Source organism: Empedobacter sp. R132-2 (genome assembly GCF_030324375.1).
Lineage (GTDB): Bacteria > Bacteroidota > Bacteroidia > Flavobacteriales > Weeksellaceae > Empedobacter > Empedobacter falsenii_B.
Map to the genome: position 1 here is coordinate 205080 of NZ_JACAGG010000002.1, position 18514 is coordinate 223593.

The 18514-nt window shown below is 32.3% G+C and carries 16 protein-coding genes; 10 read left to right on the forward strand and 6 right to left on the reverse strand.

Features of this window, described 5'->3' with window-relative positions; all coding sequences use genetic code 11:
* Position 1 precedes the first annotated feature (1 nt).
* From HXZ69_RS02675 to HXZ69_RS02690, 4 genes are all read right to left on the reverse strand, one after another.
* A complete protein-coding gene (locus HXZ69_RS02675) occupies positions 2–3157 on the reverse strand; it encodes an efflux RND transporter permease subunit (RefSeq protein ID WP_286494911.1) in 3156 nt (1051 codons plus the stop codon).
* Positions 3158–3168: 11 nt separating this feature from the next.
* Complete coding sequence (locus HXZ69_RS02680; RefSeq protein WP_188320009.1) at positions 3169–4407, reverse strand: efflux RND transporter periplasmic adaptor subunit; 1239 nt, start codon at positions 4405–4407, stop codon at positions 3169–3171.
* Between the two features lie 7 nt (positions 4408–4414).
* Positions 4415–4909 (reverse strand): hypothetical protein, encoded by a 495-nt coding sequence (locus HXZ69_RS02685; RefSeq protein WP_171622067.1) that lies wholly within the window; start codon positions 4907–4909, stop codon positions 4415–4417.
* Between the two features lie 229 nt (positions 4910–5138).
* Positions 5139–5699 carry a hypothetical protein gene (locus tag HXZ69_RS02690; RefSeq protein ID WP_286494912.1) on the reverse strand — a complete coding sequence of 187 codons (561 nt, stop codon included), beginning with the start codon at positions 5697–5699 and terminating at the stop codon, positions 5139–5141.
* 192 nt (positions 5700–5891) lie between these two features.
* On the opposite strand from HXZ69_RS02690, the gene HXZ69_RS02695 reads away from it, so the two are divergent.
* Together HXZ69_RS02695 and HXZ69_RS02700 are read left to right on the forward strand one after the other, a co-directional pair.
* Positions 5892–6425: a hypothetical protein gene (locus tag HXZ69_RS02695; protein ID WP_286494913.1), complete on the forward strand. Its 534-nt coding sequence runs from the start codon at positions 5892–5894 to the stop codon at positions 6423–6425.
* A gap of 56 nt (positions 6426–6481) precedes the next feature.
* A complete protein-coding gene (locus HXZ69_RS02700) occupies positions 6482–6928 on the forward strand; it encodes a KTSC domain-containing protein (RefSeq protein WP_038330588.1) in 447 nt (148 codons plus the stop codon).
* Positions 6929–7001: 73 nt separating this feature from the next.
* Here the strand turns inward: HXZ69_RS02700 and HXZ69_RS02705 are convergent, their stop codons facing one another.
* Together HXZ69_RS02705 and HXZ69_RS02710 are read right to left on the reverse strand one after the other, a co-directional pair.
* On the reverse strand, positions 7002–7976 hold the full coding sequence (locus HXZ69_RS02705; protein WP_219033979.1) for a deoxyhypusine synthase family protein: 975 nt from the start codon (positions 7974–7976) through the stop codon (positions 7002–7004).
* 33 nt (positions 7977–8009) lie between these two features.
* Positions 8010–9392, reverse strand: coding sequence for a type III PLP-dependent enzyme domain-containing protein (locus HXZ69_RS02710; protein ID WP_286494914.1), 1383 nt, complete (start codon positions 9390–9392; stop codon positions 8010–8012).
* Between the two features lie 415 nt (positions 9393–9807).
* Here HXZ69_RS02710 and HXZ69_RS02715 point away from each other — a divergent pair, with 415 nt between their 5' ends.
* From HXZ69_RS02715 to HXZ69_RS02750, 8 genes are all read left to right on the forward strand, one after another.
* On the forward strand, positions 9808–10581 hold the full coding sequence (locus tag HXZ69_RS02715) for a ParA family protein (RefSeq protein ID WP_038330582.1): 774 nt from the start codon (positions 9808–9810) through the stop codon (positions 10579–10581).
* Positions 10582–10586: 5 nt separating this feature from the next.
* The gene (locus tag HXZ69_RS02720) at positions 10587–11477 is read left to right on the forward strand and encodes a ParB/RepB/Spo0J family partition protein (RefSeq protein ID WP_038330580.1); all 891 of its coding nucleotides are present in this window, start codon (positions 10587–10589) and stop codon (positions 11475–11477) included.
* Positions 11467–12045, forward strand: coding sequence for a DUF5683 domain-containing protein (locus tag HXZ69_RS02725; RefSeq protein WP_180904451.1), 579 nt, complete (start codon positions 11467–11469; stop codon positions 12043–12045). Before HXZ69_RS02720 ends, HXZ69_RS02725 begins: the two co-directional genes overlap by 11 nt.
* Before the next feature lie 9 nt (positions 12046–12054).
* Positions 12055–12759, forward strand: coding sequence for a 4-hydroxy-tetrahydrodipicolinate reductase (gene dapB, locus HXZ69_RS02730; protein ID WP_115000386.1), 705 nt, complete (start codon positions 12055–12057; stop codon positions 12757–12759).
* Between the two features lie 26 nt (positions 12760–12785).
* On the forward strand, positions 12786–14348 hold the full coding sequence (gene lepB, locus HXZ69_RS02735; RefSeq protein WP_221855207.1) for a signal peptidase I: 1563 nt from the start codon (positions 12786–12788) through the stop codon (positions 14346–14348).
* 100 nt (positions 14349–14448) lie between these two features.
* A complete protein-coding gene (locus tag HXZ69_RS02740; RefSeq protein WP_180904454.1) occupies positions 14449–15054 on the forward strand; it encodes a WbqC family protein in 606 nt (201 codons plus the stop codon).
* A 4-nt stretch (positions 15055–15058) separates the two neighbouring features.
* Entirely contained in the window at positions 15059–16660 is a 1602-nt protein-coding gene (locus HXZ69_RS02745; RefSeq protein ID WP_286494915.1) for a S8 family serine peptidase, read from the forward strand.
* A 122-nt stretch (positions 16661–16782) separates the two neighbouring features.
* Positions 16783–18417: a S8 family peptidase gene (locus HXZ69_RS02750; protein WP_286494916.1), complete on the forward strand. Its 1635-nt coding sequence runs from the start codon at positions 16783–16785 to the stop codon at positions 18415–18417.
* The last annotated feature ends 97 nt before the right edge of the window (positions 18418–18514 follow it).

Genomic DNA, 18514 nt, shown 5'->3' on the forward strand with positions numbered 1-18514 from the left:
ATTAGATTGAATTATTATGTTCAATTTCTTCTTGTGGACGATCAAATTTCATTGGCTTAATTTTTTCTTGTAATGTTTGGAAAACAATAAACAAAATAGGAATTACGAAAATACCTAAAACTGTACCAATTAATAATCCGAATGCAGCACCAGTTGCAACTGAACGGTTACCTGCAGAAGAAACTCCTGTCGCAAATACTAATGGCATTAAACCTAAAATAAAGGCAAAAGATGTCATTAAAATTGGACGTAAACGAGCTTTTGCTCCATCAATTGCCGCTTGTACAATTGTCATTCCATGCGCACGTCTTTGTAAAGCGAACTCTACAATCAGAATGGCATTCTTGGCTAATAAACCAACCAACATGACTAAGGCAATTTGGAAATAAATATTATTTTCTAATCCCGCTAACCATTGAGATAAATAAGCTCCCATCACACCACATGGAACAGATAATAAAACTGAAAGTGGTAAAACGTAAGACTCATATTGAGCAGATAAAATAAAGTATACGAAAACAATACATAATGCAAAAATCATTGCAGTTTGATTACCAGAATTAATCTCTTCACGTGTTAAACCTGTAAAGTCAGTTCCATAAGAAGTTGACAATGTTTGTTCTGTTACTTGATTAATTGCTGAAATTGCATCTCCCGTAGAGAAACCTGGATTTACAGCTCCTGTAATGTTAGCAGATGTAAATAAGTTGTAACGGTTTACAGAGTTAGGACCATATACACGTTTCAATGAAACAAATTGTGATACGGGTGCCATAGCTCCTGTTGATGTTTTCACAAACATTTTATTTAAACTCATTTCATTGATACGATCATCTGGAGAAGACTGAATATACACACGGTATTGTTTACCAAAACGTGTAAAGTCTGCTGCATATAAACCTCCAATGTAACCTTGTAATGTTGAGAAAATTGAACTTACAGAAACACCTGATTGTTTTGCTCTTTCAATATTAACATCAATTTCATATTGAGGGAAGTTCGTATTGAATGAAGTTTGTGCATACTGAATTTCTGGACGTTGCATTAATGCTCCAATGTATTCTTTTGCAACTTTATCAAAATCAGCAATATCTCCACCTGTTTTATCTAATAATTTTAATTCGAAACCAGAAGACATACCAAAACCTGGAATTGCTGGTGGTTGGAAGAAAATCATCTGTGCATCAGGAATTTGTGCAGCTGCACCAAATAATTGCCCGATAATTGCTTGAATAGATAAATCTGGGGTTGTACGTTCTTCGAATGATTTCAATTTAACGAACATCATACCGTAGTTAGAACCTGCACCTGAAATAATAGAGTTACCCGAAATAATAGTCGCTTTATCAATTCCTGGAATATTTTTAATTTTTTCTTGGAATTGTTTCTCAACTTCATACACACGGTCCATAGAAGCACCTGCAGGTAATTCGATATTACCAATAATGAATCCATTATCCTCAGCAGGAACGAATCCAGTTGGCATCATTTTTCCTATCCCATAAATTCCTACAGCACTTGCAATAATAATGATAAAAGAAATCCATTTGTGTTTAACTAAAAACTTGAATGAATTTCCGTATTTATGTGTCATACGATCAAACGCTGCATTAAATGCATCGAAGAAACGTTGAACAAAATTACGTTTTACTTCTCCTTCTTGATGTGGTTTTAAGAATAACGCACATAATGCTGGAGATAATGTCAAGGCATTAACGGCAGAAATTAAAATCGCTACAATTAAGGTTATACCAAACTGTTTATAGAAAACTCCTGTAGGGCCGGATATAAATGTTACTGGAACGAATACGGCACACATAACTAATGTAATCGATACAATGGCACCAGAAATTTCATCCATCGCATTTTTAGTAGCATCCATCGGAGTTTCGTGGTGTGTTTCCATACGAGCGTGAACGGCTTCCACCACTACAATCGCGTCATCCACCACAATACCAATGGCGAGCGTTAATGCGAATAACGTTAATAAGTTTAACGAGAATCCTGCTACATTAAGGAAGAAGAATGTACCAATAATAGATACAGGAACCGCAATTAACGGAACTAATGTAGAACGGAAATCTTGTAAGAAAATATATACCACGATAAATACTAAGATAAATGCCTCGATCATCGTACTAACTACTTTCTCGATAGACGCATCTAAGAATGTATTAGTATCCATCAAAATAGTATAACTAATTCCATCTGGTAATTGAGATTCAGCTTTCTTTAACTCTTCTCTTAAGTTAACAATAATTTCTTGGGCATTAGATCCTGGTGTTTGGTATACAGCAAATACAGCAGAAGGATCTCCATTCATATTCGCACGTCCTGCATAAGATTGAGCACCAAATTCTACATTCGCAACATCTTTTAATTTTAAAACTTCTCCATTAGGTAAAGATTTAATGACGATATTACGATACTGATCTTCTGTTTTATAACGTCCAGAATAGGTAATCGTATATTGGAAAGATTGTCCAGAATTTTCACCTAAAGATCCAGCAGCAGCTTCAAGAGATTCTTGAGATAATGCTGCAGAAACATCTGAAGGTATCAAGCCATAACTTGCCATACGAGAAGGATCTAACCAAATACGCATAGAATAAGTCATCGCTCCAAAAACTTGAGCATCACCTACACCATTTACACGTTTTAACGCAGGAATAATATTAATATTCAAGTAATTTTGTAAGTATATTTCGTCATACTTAGGATTAGTTGAATAGAAAGATGTAAACATCAATGCCGAAGTTTGTTGCTTTTGTGTAACAACACCAGAACGAGTTACCTCTGAAGGTAATAAAGGTGTAGCACGTGCAACACGATTTTGAACGTTTACTTGCGCGATATCCCCATCAACACCAGGTTTGAAAACTACATCAATAGATGCAGATCCATTGTTAGAAGCTGTAGATTGAATATAATCCATTCCTTCAACCCCATTCACCTGTTCCTCGATCGGAATAATTACAGACTCCATTACTGTTTTCGCATTCGCTCCAGGATATGAAGCAGAAATTTTTACAGTAGCTGGCGCAATGTCTGGATATTGAGTAACTGGTAGCGCAGTAAGCCCCAGAATACCCAATATAAGTATGATAATAGAAATAACCGTAGACAGTACGGGTCTTTCAATAAAGGTTTTTAACATAATTTATCCAATTAGAATACTGTTTTTGTAGAATTTACGATTGTATCAAAGTTTGCTGGCATTGGTTTAACGGCAGTCTTATCTCTCAATTTACCTACACCTTGTGCAACAACTTTATCACCTTTTTTCACTCCATCTTTTACAACTGCAATATTATTTGCTCTTTCTACAACAGTAATTGGAGTTGCGTAAGCTGTATCTTTTGTTACTTTGTAAACATAAGTCATACCTTGCTGTTCAAACGTTGCAGCTTCTGGCACAACCAATACATCAACATAAGTTTTTGGAACACGGATACGTCCTGAATTACCATTCGCTAATATTTTTGCCGCATTGTTAAAAGATACACGGAAATCTATCGTACCAGTAGTAGGATTGATTTGTCCTGTAACAGTTTGAATCTTACCTTTTTCAGGATAAATTTCTCCGTTAGCTAAAACTAAATCTACAGCAGGAATTTTATCTAATTTCTCTTTTAAAGTTGCTCCTTCAGATTTAGAAATAAAATTTAAATACTCTTTTTCATTCATCGAAAAGTAAGCATAAACTTTAGAGGTGTTAGAAACTGTAGTAATTGCTGTTGGATCTGATGGACCTACTAATGTTCCTTGACGGAAGTTAATAGAACCTAATACTCCACTTATTGGAGCGCGTACAACAGAATAATCTACATTTGCTTGAGCACCTTTATAATTTGCTTGAGCTTGTGTAACACCTGCTTGAGCTTGTCCCACAGCTGCCAAAGCTTGATTATAACTTGCCTGAGCTTTTGCTAAATTTGCTTTTGCTGTTTCTAATTGTACATTACTTATAATATTTTTCTGAACAAGAGGAGTTAATTTATCCACTTCCACTTGCGCTGCATTAACAGATGCTTTAGCTGCATTTACATTTGCTTGTGCTGACTTTACACTCGCTTGCGCTGCTCCAACTCCTGATCTTGCAGCATCAGCGTTTTGAGTTAATACATTTGTTTCTAATCTAAACAAAGGTTGACCAGCTTGTACGTATTGACCTTCATCAACATAAACTTCTGTAATGTATCCTTGAATTTTCGCACGGACCTCGTTATTCACAACTCCTTCAATATTTGTCGGATATTCATCATAACTTGTCACCACTCTTGTTGGTACATCAACAACTGGATAAGGTGTCGGACCTTGTGCTTGTGCTCCTGCATTGTCCTTTTTACCACAAGAACTTAGCGCAATAGCCAAAGCACCAACCATCATAACGTTAACGTTTTTCATATTACTTTTACTTATTTTCTAGTTGAATTTTATTAATTTTTTCTATTGTTTCGCCTAACAAAGACTTCGTCTGATTTAAATGATCTAAATAAATATCAATTACCCTGTTTTCAATATTTTTCGAAAGCGAGTTATTTAACATTTTATGTTCTTTTATACGATCTGTAAAAACAATATCCTGTGAAATCATATCATATAAAAAATCTAACTTCTCTATCAAATAATTAAAATTTAATCTAAAATATCTTTTACGAGAATTAATCTTGTTTATATATTCAATATGTTTCATCGATAGCAAGTAATTAATCGAATTAGACAAAGAACTCTTACTAACATTGAAAACCTCTAAAAGTTCTTCAAAAGTAAATCCTTCTTCAGTTGATTCTAAAACCATATATGCCTGCAATTTGGCTGTTAAAGGAGGAAACTTATACGTTTTCTCTAAAAAAGCACTAAAACTACAGAATAAGTCCATGTTACCTGCATGATTATCTATATTCATAATGTGTTTAGTCTATAAAACCGTGCAAATATATATAAGTTAGTTCGGTTAAAACAGAACTAACTGTATTTTTTTAAAAAATTTAACAATAAATTAAAATTTTTAAAAAACAACCTAACTATTTTCCTTCACCAAAAAACAGACCAAATCAATTAATAATAAGTCAATTATAGTAAATTTAATTATTATTTTATACAATATTAGATAAGCAACCTTTTGTTTAAAAGAACTATTGAAGTTTAAAATTTATAGGAGTTTTTCTTAAAAAAGTATTAATTTCATCAATATCGTTCTGGTAATCAAATTTTAAATCTTCATGAAATTTATTAAAAATAGAAAAAATCAATTTCAATCTCCCGTGTTGATAATTGTATAATTTTTCTGCATTATCTCCTGTTGTATAAGTTTCAAAAAGATAAGGATAACGACTAAAAGATTCTTGAATGATATATTTTCTCAATTCAAATTCTGACACTTTATCTTTCGTAATTTGAACATGATAATTCACAATTCCACTCAATGTTTTTAACGTCAACAACAATTGACGATGACTTCTATTTATATTAATCTGATTAATTAAGTGATGAGACTTTTTAAACTGCAAATCAATCTTTTCATAAATATTTTTTACACGATCTTGCAAATCATTTTCACCCTCTAATAATTGAAAATGCAAATGTTCTACTAAAGTTTCATCTTTATTGATAAGACGCAAAAGAAGTTTATCTTTTTCCTTTGAAGGAAGATCTAAGATAGAGTTTTTCAATTCAGGAACGTCTTTCAATTTCATACTTATTTTGTTTGTTGTTAGCTTGTTTAAAATTACAAAAATATTCGAGATAATTCATTTTACACAAAACGATTAAATCATATAAATAATGTATATTCGAAAAAATAAATCATAACCTAAATGCCAAAATCACTCAAAATCTACATCATTTCTTCAGTTCTCCTCATTTTATTTTTATTGAGTTTAAACCTTATGGGGTTGAATTTAAAAGGAGAATATACCTATCAAATTCTTGCTTGGACTTGGATTATTTTCACCTTTTACATCGTTATTAAATTTTGGAAAATTATCTATATCAAAATTTATGGTTTTTTACTTTTTGCTTTAGTTGGATTGAGCATTTTACCAATGGCAATTCCGTTTCTATCTATCGTTAGTTTTTTATTCAATATGAATACAATTCAAACCATTAAAGTAAATGATGAATATAAAATAGTAGTTACGAAAAAAGTTATGGCAATGAAACGTGCTTATATCTATAATTCTGAATCTAAATTTCCTATTTTAGAAAAATCAAACAATATCGCGAGACCAGATTATAGTGATATTGTTTCTGAAACATTAAATATTAATTCTGATGATCCAAAGCTATATGAATACGAAAACGAACCTATTCAGCAAGCTAAACTGATTTCTATAAACAAGGATAGTATTGGAATTGAATATCAAATTCTCAACAAAAAGAAAATTATTTATCATAACCTTAACGAAACTTATGGATATTAAACGTATTTCGTGATTTATAATCCGTACTTTTGCACTCCGAAAAAAGGATTATAATTATGAAAAGCGTTGTAGAACACAGAAAATTACTTGGAGTTGATAAAAATGTAACTCTAAAAGAGTTGAAAACAATTTACAGAAACACGATGAAAGATGCGCATCCTGATAAATTTATCAACGACGAAGCAGGCAAAATAGAAGCTGAAGAAAAAAGTAAAGTTGTGATCGAAGCATACCACTTTTTAGTAAGTATTAATCCTGAAACGCACGAAAAAAACAAAGAAGAATATACGATTACAACTGCAAAATCTAACATTCATGATTTTTATATGGATGAACAAATTTTGAAAGTAGAACATTTAGATGGAAATCATTACGAGTATTTTGGCGTTCCTAAAAATACGTACATCAAAATGGTAAATTCTGATTCTCCAAGCCGTTTTGCAAGAAGACATATCTATGGAAAATTTACGCATAGAAAAGCTGGTGAAGCAATGAAAGATTAATTATCGGAACGATATATAACAAAAAAACCACTTCAATCGAAGTGGTTTTTTTATGCTTAATATATTCTATTGATTAGTTTCCTAAAATATAGTTGAAAATCAATGGAGCAACAATAGTCGCATCAGATTCTATCATATATTTTGGTGTATCAACATCTAATTTACCCCATGTAATTTTCTCATTTGGAACAGCTCCTGAATAAGATCCGTAAGATGTTGTAGAGTCAGAAATTTGACAGAAATACGCCCAGAAAGGAACATCTGTCCACTCTAAATCTTGGTACATCATTGGAACAACACAAATTGGGAAATCTCCAGAGATACCACCAGCAATTTGGAAGAAACCTACACCTTTACCATCAGAATTAGCACGATACCACTCTGTTAAGTAAATCATGTACTCAATTCCAGATTTTACTGTAGACGCTTTTAAATTTCCTTTGATTACGTTAGACGCAAAAATGTTTCCTGTTGTAGAGTCTTCCCAACCTGGACAAACGATAGGTAAATTTTTCTCAGCAGCAGCAACAATCCAAGAATCTTTCGGATCAATTTCGTAGTATTGCTCTAAAACTCCAGAATTTACAACTTGGTATAAAAATTCGTGTGGTAAATAACGCTCACCTTTTTCTTCTGCTGCATGCCAAACATTCTCTAAATGCTCTTGTAAACGACGAAAAGCCTCCTCTTCTGGAATACAAGTATCTGTAACACGGTTGAAGTGTGTATCTAACAATTCGCGCTCTTGCTCTGGTGTTAAATCACGGTAATTTGGAATTCTTTTATAGTGAGAATGCGCAACTAAATTCATTACGTCTTCTTCTAAATTTGCTCCTGTACAAGAAATGATGTGCACTTTATCTTGGCGAATCATTTCCGCTAATGAAATTCCTAATTCAGCAGTAGACATTGCTCCACCCAAAGAAATTAACATTTTACCACCTTCTAACAAGTGTTGCTCATATCCTTTTGCAGCGTCAACTAAAGCAGCTGCATTAAAGTGTCTATAGTTATGTTCTATAAACTGACTGATTGGTCCTTTACTCATTTTATTTGTTTTATATTTTATTAAAAATTCTAATTATTTATATCCTAATGTATTCAACACATCTTGATGCGTTTGTTCTTCTGAATATACTTTTGCTTCATAATTTTCGTCAATCAAAATATATTTGGGCTGAGGAATTAAACAGTGATTAATTCCACCAAAACCACTAATATTATCTTGGTAAGCTCCTGTATTAAAGAAACCGATATACAATGGTTTTGCTTGATCATATTTCGGAAGATAAATGGCATTTACATGCTGTTCTGAATTGTAATAATCGTCAGAATCACATGTTAAACCTCCTAATAATACACGTTCATACTTATCGTACCAACGGTTAATTGGCAACATTACAAATCGTTTCGAAATTGCCCAAGCATCTGGCAAAGTTGTCATAAAAGAAGAATCGATCATATCCCAATACTCTTTATCATTTTGTTTCTTTTGATAAAGAATTTTGTAGACTACTCCTCCACTTTCTCCTACTGTAAACGAACCAAATTCTGTAAAAATATTTGGAACATGAATTCCTTCTTCATCACAAATCATTTTAATTTGCAACAAGATTTCTTTCGCCATGTATTCGTAATCATATTCGAAATTCAACGAATTTTTGATTGGGAATCCACCACCAATATTCAAACTATCTAATTCTGGACAAACTTTTTTAAGGTTTACATAAACTCTCAAACATTTTGTCAACTCATTCCAATAATACGAATTGTCTTTAATTCCTGTATTAATAAAGAAATGAAGCATTTTCAATTTAATGCGTTCATTAGGTTTTACCATTGTCTGATAAAAAGGAACAATATCCTTGTAACCAATTCCTAAACGAGAAGTATAAAATTCAAATTTTGGTTCTTCTTCCGATGCAATACGAATTCCGATTTCAAAATCACCTTCAATTGCCTCAGAAAACAAATCAACTTCCTCGTAATTGTCAATTACTGTAATCGTTTTACGATGTCCGCTATTTACCAAACGAGCAATATTTTCTACATATTCCTCACGCTTGAAACCGTTACAAACAACATATTGATCGTCTGTAATCAAACCTTCTCCAATCAAATTTTCGACAATATTAATGTCAAATGCAGAAGATGTCTCAATGTGAATATCGTTTTTTAATGCTTCACCTAAAATGTGACGAAAGTGAGAACTTTTTGTACAATAACAATAATTGTAAGTTCCCTCATAGTTTAACTCTTCACGCGCTTTTTCGAACCAACCTTTCGCTTTCTGAATGTTTTGCGAAATTTTAGGCAAATATGTGAATTTTAATGGTGTTCCATGTTCTTCGACCAAAGCTTTTAGGTCAATTCCATTAAATTTTAAGTACTCTCCATCTAATTCAAATTCATCTTGTGGAAAGTCAAATGATTGCGTGATTAAATCTATGTATTTAGTTTTCATTATGCTTTATAAATGTTACGTGTGTTTAATAATTCTAAAAATTTTGCAAAAAAATTAGGGTATTACAGACGTATCGCATAATATACATTGCGAAGCAATAAGGGGAAAGAATAATTCTTAAATTCGTTTCTATTCATTAAAACTACTGCGTTAAAGCTCTTTCTATTCTCAACGCTTTCGAATAAAAGGTTAAAACTCATCAACTTTTTTTATTAAAAAAATTATAAAAATACTTGTCGCAAATATAAGTTTTTTAATTCTGTTAAAAAGATAAAATAATATTAAAATTTAGCTTTACAGAACTGATGTTTTATGATGTAAAACAAATATTCAACAATTATTCAAAAATTTATTTTTTCTTTAAGGTTTAGCAAGGTTAAATATTGTATTTTTGAAATCGTTTTGAACGTAAATTATGGGTAAAATTATTGCTATTGCTAACCAAAAAGGTGGTGTTGGTAAAACGACAACTTCGTTAAACCTTGCCGCTTCATTAGGTGTTTTAGAGAAAAAAGTTTTATTAATTGACGCAGATCCGCAAGCAAATGCAACATCTGGTTTGGGTTTTGATTTGGATGAAATCGAAGCTGGAACCTATGAAGTATTGGAAAATGAAGTGCTTGCGAGCAAAGCTATTTTACAATCAGAATCGCCAAACCTAGACTTGATGCCTGCTCATTTAGATTTAGTTGCTGCCGAGATTGAGATTGTAGATTACGAGAACCGCGAATACATGTTAAAAAACGCGCTATCAGAAATCAAAGATCAATATGATTATATTATTATAGATTGCGCGCCTTCACTTGGTTTAATTACTTTGAATGCGCTTACAGCTGCAGATTCTGTGATTATTCCTATTCAGTGCGAATATTTTGCATTAGAAGGTTTAGGAAAATTATTAAATACGATAAAAGGAATTCAACAACATCACAACAAAGAACTGGATATTGAAGGTTTATTGTTGACGATGTATGATTCGCGTTTACGCCTTTCTAATCAAGTATTAGACGAAGTGAACAATCATTTTCCGCAAATGGTTTTCAAAACAATTATTACTCGAAATGTACGTTTGTCAGAAGCACCAAGTTTTGGCGAAACAATTATTCAGTACGACGCAGCAAGTAAAGGTGCAGAAAATTACTTAAATTTAGCGCGTGAATTTTTAATTAACAACAACGATACAGTTTAAATAAAATGGCAAAGCCAAACAAAAATAATCGCTTAGGACGTGGATTATCTGCTCTATTAAAGGATGAACCAACTGTAAAAACAGCACAAGATGAAGGTGCAAAGAAATTGGTTGGAAACATTTTGGAAATAGATTTAGAAAAAATCACCGCGAATCCTTGGCAGCCACGAACTAATTTCGATAAAAAAGCTTTAGAGGAATTGGTTTCGTCTATTCAAACATTAGGCGTTATTCAACCGATTACGATTCGTAAAAAACCAACTGGTGAATATGAATTGATTTCTGGTGAAAGACGTTTTCGCGCTTCACAATTAGCTGGTAAAAAAACAATTCCAGCTTATGTACGTTTAGCAAATGACCAAGAAATGCTGGAAATGGCATTGGTCGAAAATATTCAGCGTCAAGATTTAGATGCGATCGAGATTGCGCTTTCTTACCAACAATTGATTGATGAAATCAAGTTAACACAAGAAGAATTAAGTAAACGTGTTGGGAAAGACAGAACGTCTATTACCAATTATTTGCGTTTATTAAAATTAGACCCAATTATCCAAACAGGAATTCGTGACGGAATGATTTCAATGGGACACGGTCGCGCTTTAATGGCTATTGATGATACTGATTTACAATTTGATATTTACGAAAAAATTGTCAAAAACAATTTATCTGTTCGCGATACAGAACGTTTAATCAAATCGATAAAAGAAGGTAAACCTGAGAAAAAAGCAACAAATGAATTACCTTCTCAGTACAAAGAAGCATTAAGTTCTATTTCAAATTCATTGAATACGAAAGTTGAAATAAAACGTGCAAATAACGGAAAAGGTAAAATAATTTTGAATTTTACTTCTGATGATGAGTTTGAACGATTAAGAAAATTTTTAAATGAGAATTAAAGCATTCTTACTTGGATTAACGATCTCTTCGACGTTTGCTTTCGGTCAAGTTAAAACGGATTCTTTAGTCGTTGTCGAAAATAATGTTATTGTAAACGATACAATGAGCGTAACTAAAGAAGCATTAATGGAGAAAAGTCCAATTAGAGCCTCTTTGTATTCGGCTATTTTACCTGGTGCTGGACAATTGTATAACAAAAAATGGTTAAAAGCACCTATTGCGCTTGGTTTAGTAGGTACAGGAACAGGTTTTACGATTTATTACAATAATTTGTACAAAAAATACCGAAAAGCTTATATTGCGGTAAGAGAAGGAACACCAAACGAATTCACAGGAATTTTATCTGCAGAGCAATTGGCAGTTATTCAAGATGATTACAAACGAAAACGCGATTATAGTGTCGCTTTAACTGCATTAGCTTATTTATTAAATATTGTAGATGCAACAGTAGATGCGCATTTATTCACAGTTCGTAATGACACAGAAATGTCATTCAAACCAACAGTCATTCAAGATGAAATGACATTAGAGCCAGTTTTAGGATTGGCATTTAACTTAAAATTTTAGAAATTACAGATGAAAATTGCATTAATAGGATACGGAAAAATGGGAAAAGCCATTGAAGAAATTTTAATTCAACGCGGACACGAAGTTGTACTTAAAATATCTCGTACTCCACTTGCGGAAGAATTAAATAATGTTGAAGTTGCAATAGAATTTTCGAGACCAGAATTCGCTTACGACAACCTTAAAGTATTACTTGAAAATAAAATCGCAACAATTTGTGGAACAACAGGATGGTTAGATAAACAAGAAGAAATTAATCATTTAGCAATTTCAAATAACACCGCTTTTTTATATGCTTCTAACTTTAGTTTGGGCGTTAATTTATTCTTCGAATTAAATTCTATTTTAGCTCGAATGATGAATAAATATCGTAACGAATACCAAATTAATCTAGAAGAAATTCATCATACACAAAAGCTTGATGCACCTTCTGGAACAGCGATTACAATTGCAGAAGGAATTATTGACAATTCAACATATAATTCTTGGTCGATGGACGAAAAAGCAAAAGACATTATTCCAGTTGAAGCAAAAAGAATCGAAGATGTTCCCGGAACACATATCGTACAATATAACTCTGATGTAGATACTATTGAGATTTCTCATACGGCGCATTCTCGCAAAGGTTTTGCCTTAGGTGCCGTGATTGCTGCGGAATGGATTTGGAATAAACAAGGTGTTTTCACAATGAAAGATGTACTTGAACTGAACTAAATTAAAATACTAAATATCAAAAACTTATGCATGTACTAATTTACTGGTTAATTGGTTTTATTATTGCCAATATAATCTTTGGAGCTGCAACTTGGAAATTATATAAAAATGCTGGAAAGCAAGCAATTCAAGCTTATATTCCTTTTCTAAATATCTGGAAAGGTTTAGAAATTATTCATCGTCCAAAATGGTGGATTATTCTATTTTATTTGCCAATTGTTGGTCCTATTTTTTGGTTAGTATTCTTTGTTGATTTAGGAGATTCTTACGGAAAAATTGAAACAAAAGACAAAGTCATTATGGTTTTGACTTTAGGTTTATACATTTTTGCGGTTAATTATTCTGATAATCCAAAATATTTAGGTCCAGAAAAACGCAAACCAACATTTGTTTCTTCCTTAATTTTTGCCCTTGTTTTAGCAACTTTGGTTCATAACTGGTTTATCCAACCAATGATTGTTCCAACAGGATCGATGGAAAATACAATCAAAATTGGTGATGCTTTATTTGTAGAAAAAGTAAGTCACGGAGCGCGTGTTCCTATGACACCAATCGGAATTCCATTCTCAGAATTTATTTACCGTGATGGTTTTATCGACAAAGCACGCCTACCTTATATGCGTATTCCAGGTTGGAGAGATTTAAAATCGAACGACATTGTTGTCTTCAACTATCCTACAGATTCTATTTACAATGCGATCGATCGTAAAGATGCTTATGTAAAACGTTTAGTTGGTTTACCAGGAGAAACTGTACAGATTCGTAATGGAGTTTTATATGTAAACGATAAAAAATTCATTCCGAAAAAAGATGCACAAGTTCAGCATGCTTATACAGTTGTTGTAAAAACTCCTTTCAGTGATAAATTATTATACGATAATTTTGGAATCATAAGTACAGATTATAATGCTGCAAAACAAGGTGACGGAACATTTATTTATCAATTTGCAGCTTTGACTGATGCTCATGTTACAGCAATGAAATCTAATGCAAATGTAGTTTCTGTTGAACCTATTTTACAACCTGTAGGTGAAAAAACGGAACATATTGTAAATGGAAAAATTGATAGTACAAACACTATTTTTCCAGTAAACAAAAACTGGAATCCTGATCAATACGGACCTTTATACATTCCGAAAAAAGGTGATGTAGTTGATGTTAACAAAGAGACTTTAGCGCAATATATTAACATTATTCGTCGCTATGAAAACAATACATTAAGAGTTGATTCTACAAACGGTAAGTTTGATGTATTTATCAATGATCAAAAAACAGATAAATACGAAATCAAACAAAATTACTATTTTATGGTTGGTGATAACAGAAATCAATCATTAGATGCACGTTTCTTTGGTTATGTTGGAGAAGATCATATTATTGGTCGTCCTATTATGATTTGGGCAAATATGAACGGAATGTTCGAGCCTGCTGCTCCTAAGAAATTTATTTGGAATCGTTTCTTTACATCAATTAATAATGATAATCCTGACAAAACTTCTTACGGAATTTATGTTCTAATTGCCTTAATTGGTTGGATTGGATATGATATTGTAAAAGCTCGTAAAGAGAAAAAGAAGAACAAATATTAATAAAAAGAGCGATTAAAATCCTCTAAATTATAAAATTAACAACACTATAAATGTGCATTATAAGCTACTTGTAATGCACATTTCCATATAAAATAATAGAATGAAAAATACGTTTGCAGCTTTTTATTTTGGACCGATTGATTACTATGCAGAAATGGTAAAAAGCCAAACTTTGGATATCGAAGTTCAAGAAAATTTTCAAAAGCAAACTTACCGTAACCGCATGTATATTTTGGGTGCAAATGGTAAATTAATGTTGAATATTCCAATTTTACACAACGGAACACGTTTGTTCAAAGATTTGCAACCTTCTTATGAATATGATTGGCAAAAAGAACACATCAAATCGTTAAAGTCAGCTTATCAAAGTTCTCCATATTTTGAATATTATGAAGATGAAATTATTCCAATTTTAGAACAAAAAGAGAAATTTCTTTTAGATTTTAATCTAAAAACAATTGATTTCATCAACAAGAAATTAAGCTTAGATTTGGAGATTTCTAAAACTGAAACCTATCAAGATCTGAATCCTGAAAATGATTTCAGAAATCAATTTTCTGCTAAAAAAGCACCTCAGTATAACCTACCAGAATATGCACAAGTTTTTGATGATAAATTTGAGTTTATAGAAGGTTTGAGTATCTTAGATTTACTTTTTAGCGAAGGACCAAGTGCCGCAGTATATTTAAAAAACTTAATAAAATAACAACATGAGAAAATTATTTATTGCTTTAGGATTTGCCTTTACATTAGGGTTTGTTCAAGCACAAACAACAGAAGTACCAAAAGAAAAATGGTATCATGCAGGTGTAGAACAAACAGGTGTTTATGGTGTAAATACTGATCAAGCTTTACAATTCTTAAAAGACAACAAAAGAAAAGCAAATACAATTATTGTAGGAGTTTTGGACAGCGGTGTTGAAAATTTTCACGAAGATTTGAAAGCAAATATGTGGTCAAATCCAAAAGAAATTCCAGGAAACGGAATCGATGATGACAAAAATGGTTACATTGATGACGTACATGGATGGTCTTTTTTAGGAACAGCAAAAGGAATCAATTACAATGATGATACCACTGAATTAACACGTGTTTACAAAGCTTTATCATCTAAATACGCAACTTTCGATCAAAAGAAAAATCATGAAGCTATTGTAAAAAATCCTACTGAATATGCTGAATTTCAAAAAATTGAAAAAGAATATTTAAGCGCTGTAGGAAAAGCAAAATATAACCAACAAGTTGCTCAATCTAAATTGAATGCTGTTGAAGGTGGTGTAAATAAAATGGTTCTTGAATTTGGAGATACTAAATTAACTAAAGATATTTTAAAAAATTACCAACCAACAGATTCTCAAATCTTAGAAGCTTTATGGATTTTTGGTGAATTGAAAGAAGAGCAATGGGTTGGGAAAACGATGAAAGAAGTTTCGAATACCTATTTAGGAGCTGCTCGTCGTGCTGCGAAGGGAGATGCTTTATCTTCTCACTTAAATTTAGATTTGGTTGATCGTAAAGATGTTGACAATCCAAATGATAAAAAAGAGCGTTTTTATGGAAACAGTGATTCTAACGGACCTGAATCTTCTCACGGAACTCACGTTGCTGGAATTATCGGTGCTGTAAGAGGAAATAATATCGGTTCTGAAGGAACGACTGGAGGAAATAATGTAAAAATTATGTCGGTTCGTACAGTTCCAAATGGAGACGAACGCGATAAAGATGTTGCAAATGCAATTTACTACGCAGTTGACAATGGAGCAAAAATCTTGAATATGTCTTTCGGAAAACCTTATTCTCCTGATGCAGATTTAGTTTGGGATGCGTTCAAATATGCTTCTGATAAAGGTGTTTTAATCGTTAAAGCGGCTGGAAATAGCAACGAAGATATTGATGTTCATGTACATTATCCAACTAATTTTAGAAATGGAAATGTTGTTTCTAAATCTGTTCTTACGGTTGGTGCTTCTACTAAAGATCCAAATGCTTTAAAAGCTCGTTTCTCTAACTATGGTAAAAAATCGGTAGATGTTTTTGGACCAGGACAAGAGATTTATGCAACATATCCAGGGGTTGATCAATATCGTTTCTTAAACGGAACTTCTATGGCTTCACCTGCTGTTGCTGGTGTTGCAGCGTTGGTTTGGTCACATTATCCAAAATTAACTGCAGAAGATATTCGTAATATCTTAATGGAAACAGTTAATAAAAATGAGCAATTAAAAGAGATTTCTGTTGCTGGAGGTGTTGTAGATTCTTACAAAGCTGTACAAAAAGCTGAAGAAATTTACAAACAACGTAAATTGAAATAATTTTAAATTTAACACAACATTATAAAAAGGCTTCAAATTTTGGAGCCTTTTTTGCGTTTAAACTCGAGATAATTTTAGATGTAACAATTTCGGTTGTTTCTCGACATATAGATAAATCAATTATGAAAAAATTCTTATTAAGTATATCAGTTGCCATGTTTGTTGGTGTGGCATCGTTCGCACAAGAAACGACAACTGCTCTACCATTGCCTAAAGTTGATCAAAAATATTGGCAACACGAATCTTTAGAAGAAAGTGGTGTTTATGGTGTAAATACTCAAAAAGCTTTACAATTTTTAGAATCAAAAAAACGTAAACCTTCACAGTTAATTGTTGGTGTTTTAGATTCTGGAGTTGAGATTACTCACCCAGATTTAAAAGATAATATTTGGACAAACACCAAAGAAATTGCTGGAAATGGAATTGATGATGACAAGAATGGTTATGTTGATGATATTCATGGTTGGAATTTTATTGGAGGAAAAGATGGTAAAAATGTTGATGGAGATACATTAGAGTTAACACGTCTTTTTGTAAAATACCGCGATTTATTCGAAAAAAGTAAAGATGCAGCTTCTAACAAAACAAAATTCCCAAAAGAATTGGAAGAATATCAAAAAATAAAACCTGAGTTCGAAAATAAATTAGCCGAAGCAAAACAAAATGCAGCGCAATATGTGCAGATGAATGATATTTTCTCAGTTGCATTTCCTGCTTTGATTAAAGAATGGGGCGAAAAAGAGTTGAATGAAAAAAATATGATGTCTTTTAAACCTGTTTCTAAAGAAGCACAACAAGGGATGATTATTTTTGGTATGGTTCCGAAAGAAGCTTGGGAAGGAAAATCAATGAAAGATTTCTTAACAGAAGTTGGAAATGAAATTTCAGAAGGAACAAAATACTACAAAGAACAAGTTGAAATTAACTTGAATACAGAATTAGATCCTCGTCCAATTGTTGGTGATAATTATGCTGATAAATCAGAACGTTTTTACGGAAATAATGATGTAGATGGCCCTGATTCTATGCACGGAACACACGTTTCTGGAATTATTGCAGCAAAATCTGGTAACGGAATTGGAATGGATGGAATCGCTGGAAATGGTTATGTAAAAATCATGTCAGTTCGTACAGTTCCAAATGGAGACGAACGTGATAAAGATGTTGCGAATGCCATTCGTTATGCAGCAGATAATGGAGCAAAAATCTTAAATATGTCTTTTGGAAAAGCTTATTCTCTTGATAAACAAATTGTTTGGGATGCATTTAAATATGCTGAGAAAAAAGGTCTTTTATTGATTAAAGCTGCAGGAAATGAAAACGTAAATATTGATGACGAAATTCACTTCCCTACCGTTTATGACGACAAAGGTGTAGAAGTTTCTAAAAACGTAATTACAGTTGGAGCAAATACAATGGATAATGACAATTTAAGAGCAAGTTTTTCTAATTTTGGTAAAAAGTCTGTAGATGTTTTTGCGCCAGGAAATGAAATATATTCTACTGTTCCTAATAAAGATGGGGAATACAAAAATGAAAGCGGAACTTCTATGGCTTCTCCAGTTGTAGCAGGAGTTGCGGCTTTGGTTTGGGCACATTATCCTAAATTAACTGCAACAGATATCAAACAAATATTGTTAGAATCTGTCAACAAAAATCCTGCTTTAACAGATATTTCTGTAACAGGCGGTGTTGTTGATGCGTACAAAGCTGTTCAATTAGCAGAAAAAATGTATGTTGCTAAAAAATTGAAGTAAGGAAATCTTAATATCACCATTTCTTATAGTATTTAAGTAACAAAATAAACTTGGGTTAGATTCTATTTTTTTTAGAGTCTAACCTTTTTTTGTATAA

Excerpts from the sequence above, each read along its gene's own strand:
- HXZ69_RS02675 (WP_286494911.1), bottom strand. The coding sequence starts at position 3,157 with ATGTTAAAAACCTTTATTGAAAGACCCGTACTGTCTACGGTTATTTCT.
- HXZ69_RS02680 (WP_188320009.1), bottom strand. The coding sequence starts at position 4,407 with ATGAAAAACGTTAACGTTATGATGGTTGGTGCTTTGGCTATTGCGCTA.
- HXZ69_RS02685 (WP_171622067.1), bottom strand. The coding sequence starts at position 4,909 with ATGAATATAGATAATCATGCAGGTAACATGGACTTATTCTGTAGTTTT.
- HXZ69_RS02690 (WP_286494912.1), bottom strand. The coding sequence starts at position 5,699 with ATGAAATTGAAAGACGTTCCTGAATTGAAAAACTCTATCTTAGATCTT.
- HXZ69_RS02695 (WP_286494913.1), top strand. The coding sequence starts at position 5,892 with ATGGGGTTGAATTTAAAAGGAGAATATACCTATCAAATTCTTGCTTGG.
- HXZ69_RS02700 (WP_038330588.1), top strand. The coding sequence starts at position 6,482 with ATGAAAAGCGTTGTAGAACACAGAAAATTACTTGGAGTTGATAAAAAT.
- HXZ69_RS02705 (WP_219033979.1), bottom strand. The coding sequence starts at position 7,976 with ATGAGTAAAGGACCAATCAGTCAGTTTATAGAACATAACTATAGACAC.
- HXZ69_RS02710 (WP_286494914.1), bottom strand. The coding sequence starts at position 9,392 with ATGAAAACTAAATACATAGATTTAATCACGCAATCATTTGACTTTCCA.
- HXZ69_RS02715 (WP_038330582.1), top strand. The coding sequence starts at position 9,808 with ATGGGTAAAATTATTGCTATTGCTAACCAAAAAGGTGGTGTTGGTAAA.
- HXZ69_RS02720 (WP_038330580.1), top strand. The coding sequence starts at position 10,587 with ATGGCAAAGCCAAACAAAAATAATCGCTTAGGACGTGGATTATCTGCT.
- HXZ69_RS02725 (WP_180904451.1), top strand. The coding sequence starts at position 11,467 with ATGAGAATTAAAGCATTCTTACTTGGATTAACGATCTCTTCGACGTTT.
- dapB (WP_115000386.1), top strand. The coding sequence starts at position 12,055 with ATGAAAATTGCATTAATAGGATACGGAAAAATGGGAAAAGCCATTGAA.
- lepB (WP_221855207.1), top strand. The coding sequence starts at position 12,786 with ATGCATGTACTAATTTACTGGTTAATTGGTTTTATTATTGCCAATATA.
- HXZ69_RS02740 (WP_180904454.1), top strand. The coding sequence starts at position 14,449 with ATGAAAAATACGTTTGCAGCTTTTTATTTTGGACCGATTGATTACTAT.
- HXZ69_RS02745 (WP_286494915.1), top strand. The coding sequence starts at position 15,059 with ATGAGAAAATTATTTATTGCTTTAGGATTTGCCTTTACATTAGGGTTT.
- HXZ69_RS02750 (WP_286494916.1), top strand. The coding sequence starts at position 16,783 with ATGAAAAAATTCTTATTAAGTATATCAGTTGCCATGTTTGTTGGTGTG.